Here is a 3,912-nt window from a genome sequence, read left to right as displayed (position 1 = left end):
GAACCGTATTTGGAAAATAGGGGTGGCAGTTGCGATCGCCCTTGTTTTGGCCATTGTTGCCTACCTGGTGATAGCACAACAGAATCGACCCATCCCCGATATAGGCTCTACAGGCACCAGTAACCCCGAGCCAGAGGTGGTTGACTCAGATACAGAGCCTTTTACCCTGCAACTGCTCCATGCTTCAGATTTTGAGGCTGGACTGGCGGCATTGGAAGATGCTCCTAGGTTTTCCGCCGTCCTGAATGCCCTGAAGGAGGACTACCCCAACACCCTTGTCCTCTCCTCTGGAGACAACTACATTCCCAGTCCGTTCCTGTTTGCGGGCAGCGACCCTAGGTTGAACGAGACCCCTGTGGGAGAAGCTAGTATTGGTCACGCTAATATCGAAATCCACAATCAACTGGGTATCCAAGCTTCCACCTTTGGGAATCACGATTTCGATCTGGGCAGCAAGGAAGTGCGGGATATCATTCAACCAGATGGAGATTACCGTGGGGCGCTGTTTCCCTATCTCAGTTCCAACCTGGATTTTAGCACAGACCCTAACCTATCAAGCCTGATCAGTGCAAACGGTCAAGAAATCAGTACTATTCCGGCAGGACAGGTTGCGGGGACTGGAGTGATCACCGTCAATGGTGAGCCAATTGGTATTGTGGGAGCAAGCACACCCCTTCTGCCTACCATCTCTTCCTCTGATGGAGTCACGGTATTCCCGGAAAATCCCACAGACTATGACGCCCTGGCTGCTAAAATCCAAACTGCGGTGGATGAATTGACGGCTACAGGGATCAACAAGATTATTGTCCTAGCGCACATGCAACAGTTGACCATTGAGCGGGATGAGTTAGCCCCTCGTTTGCGGGATGTAGATATAATCGTGGCGGGAGGGTCTCACACCTTGCTGTCTGATGCCACCGATCGTCTGCGGCTGGGAGATACCAGTGGTGGTATTTATCCCATTCTCAAAACCAATGGAGATGGAAATGCGATCGCTATTGTGAACACCGATGCCACCTATAAATATGTGGGTCGTCTGGTGGTGGACTTTGATGCAAACGGTATCCTGATTCCCAGCAGTATTGACCCCAACATTAGTGGAGCCTACGCCACAGATGATCAAGGAGTTGAAGCGGTAGGAGGTACCCCAGACCCGGAGGTTGTAGAAATTACCAATACCCTTGATGAAGTGATCAGTACTCAGGATAGCAATATTTTTGGCAATACCAAAGTTTTCCTGCGGGGCGATCGCGCTTTTGTCCGCACGGAAGAAACCAACCTGGGTAACCTGACCGCTGATGCTAACCTGGTTTATGCCAAGACTGTAGATGCTACAACCGTGTTTTCTTTCAAAAATGGGGGTGGCATCCGTTCCAACATCGGGGTGATTAGCGCTGCTAACGGTGGCATCGACCCCAACGACTTTGAACTGTTGCCCCCAGCAGCCAATCCTGCGGTGGGCAAGGAAGAAGGGGAAGTTTCCCAACTTGACATAACAAACTCCCTTCGTTTTAATAATGGACTGACCCTGTTTACTGTCACAGCGGATCAATTGCTGGAAACCATCGAGGATGCGGTAGCGGCAACAGCTCCAGGTGTGACTCCCGGCCAGTTTCCCCAAATCGGTCGGCTTAAATTTAGCTTTGATAGCACTCGTCCTGCCAATGATCGGGTTCTGTCTTTGGTTGTCCTGGACGATCAAGACCAAGTTATTGATGTAGTGGCTCAGAATGGTGAATTAGTGGGGGATCCCAGCCGCACGTTTCGTGGTGTTACCATTAGCTATGTGGCTGATGGCGCTCCCTTCTCCAGCTTCTTGAGTGCCAATCCAGCTTTGTTCAATCGGATCGATTTCTGGGGTGAGCCGGATAGCAATGGCGATGGGGTTTTAGATGCTGAAGAAGACCTCAACAAAAACGGGGTCCGAGATGCTGCGCTCCCTGAAGCCTTCGAGGGTTTTGCCAATTTTGCCTCCTTTGGTTCCGAGCAGGATGCCCTAGCAGAATACCTCCATCAATTCTTCCCCACAGCAGCTAATGCCTTTAATCAGGCCGATACTGACCCAACATTGGACGAACGGATTCAGAACCTGGCTTTCCGGGAAGATACTGTAATTCCTGAATAAGCAGGGATTGCTGAAAAAATCATACCGAATGAAATGTTAGGCGGCACGGCAAAACCGCTGCCGCGTCACAACCTCATAAAATCCCCCGAGCGAGGGATTGCTCGCTCGGGGGAGATGTCAACAATACTTTTTTTCAGATGCGATCGCGTCATAGTGCGATCGCATCATTTTTTTCCGAATGCTGTGCCTGGAAGGGCAATTTCCTAGGAATACATATTGTGGCACTTTTGTCAATAACTATCGATGAAATCACCTGTCAGAAACTTGAGATGCTATTTAGCCTAAAAAATAAATGATCAAAATCTCAACGCTATACAGAGTAGTAGTTTTAGGGTACTTATAATTACACTTATAGCAGAACAATTCCCAAAGAGCGAAAATTATTAATAAATCTTATAGCAATTCTACGACTTGTGAGGTACAAATATCGGGGTTTTAGGGAGCAGGGAAGACGGAAGTCGGAAGAGGGAAAAAATAATGTGTACCTCATGAGTCCTAGAAACGCTATATCTTTGTTTACTGCTTAAGATACTATTTTATCAAACTTAGACCCAATCTCACGTTTTTTTAAACATTTATTAATGGTTTTTTATAGGGCAAAAATTATAATAAATTTCTTAATATTTGGAATATAATTTTTTATTATGCTTTTTTTTTTGATAAAAATATCAAATATAATACCGGAATTTTTGCCTGATATTAGAAAAAAAACTGGGTCAAGTAAGTGCTTGCTAACTCTGGGTTTATGCGGGTTTAGGCAGATTAAATCTGGTCAGTAATCAAGGTATTTGCAATTCTCTTTCCATCCCAAAAAAAAATTTTGTGATGCAAAAAGTGTGAGATACTTACCAACGGGTGCAGAAAACTTGTAAACCCAAAGTTTAAACTCCGATACATATGGAGCGTTATGAAATATTTGAGAGCTAATCGCTCTAAAGGCAGTCAGAAAACTGCCCAGATTGGGAAGCGATTATTCAATGCGGTGACGGCAATCGTACTAACGATCAGCTTCGCCCTAGTAGGTTTCCTGCCAGGGACTAACCAGGGAATAGCACTTGCCGACACACAAGGCAAGCCCAACATCCTGGTAATTATGGGAGATGACATTGGCTGGTTTAACCCCAGTATCTACAACCGGGGGATAATGGGCTACCAAACACCCCACATCGACAGAATTGCTGAAGATGGCATACTCTTCACCGACTTCTATGGTGAAAACAGCTGTACTGCTGGTCGATCTGCCTTTCTCACTGGTCAGAGTCCTGGACGTACTGGTCTAACCAAGGTGGGCTTACCTGGTGTTGACGTAGGATTACAGGATGACGACCCAACCCTGGCTGATCTGCTCGGGCCCCTGGGCTACGCCACTGGTCAATTCGTTGACACTCCCCGTCGAACGAAGAACGGGGATTCTTGGATCTACGACTCGTCTTGCTATCCCTTGCCGGAACCAGGAAAAGTAGAGGACAAATCTCCCCGAGCGTTTAGATCATGGATCCAGGTTTCGGTGTGCCCCACCGTACCTTTTTATATGGATAGACAGATACTTTTTATTATCTAATTTTTCATAGACGTTATAGTCGTTAGACCAAATTACGCAATACGTATCTAATACATATTTTTTACGTTGTCTACTTATGATTAGATCATACCTATCTAAAGAAAAGTTTATTACTTATACTCTTATTATAGCACACAAAAGGAAAAGCCGTCCTAGAAGGACGGGGCTTTAGACCCAAAGTTTTTGGTAAAAACCATCTGGGTGACTTAGATAAGTATCTACCCAC

General features: G+C 46.1%; 2 protein-coding genes and 1 pseudogene. All 3 read left to right on the top strand.

Annotated elements, in window-relative coordinates; genetic code table 11:
* Window positions 1-2,125, top strand: a 2,125-nt coding sequence (locus F6K38_RS36845; RefSeq protein ID WP_287359968.1) for a bifunctional metallophosphatase/5'-nucleotidase, incomplete at its 5' end; no start/stop codon positions are given.
* A gap of 137 nt (window positions 2,126-2,262) precedes the next feature.
* Complete coding sequence (locus F6K38_RS36840; RefSeq protein WP_154659711.1) at window positions 2,263-2,421, top strand: hypothetical protein; 159 nt, start codon at window positions 2,263-2,265, stop codon at window positions 2,419-2,421.
* Between the two features lie 611 nt (window positions 2,422-3,032).
* A pseudogene (locus F6K38_RS36835) lies at window positions 3,033-3,503 on the top strand (sulfatase-like hydrolase/transferase); the annotation flags it as partial.
* Window positions 3,504-3,912: the final 409 nt, after the last annotated feature.

The sequence above is a fragment of the Moorena sp. SIO3B2 genome (assembly GCF_010692525.1).
Classification (GTDB): domain Bacteria; phylum Cyanobacteriota; class Cyanobacteriia; order Cyanobacteriales; family Coleofasciculaceae; genus Moorena; species Moorena producens.
The sequence above is the reverse complement of the archived record's forward strand: the minus strand, read 5'-3'. Positions and strand labels throughout refer to the sequence as shown.

Excerpts from the sequence above, each read along its gene's own strand:
- F6K38_RS36840 (WP_154659711.1), top strand. The coding sequence starts at position 2,263 with ATGCGATCGCGTCATAGTGCGATCGCATCATTTTTTTCCGAATGCTGT.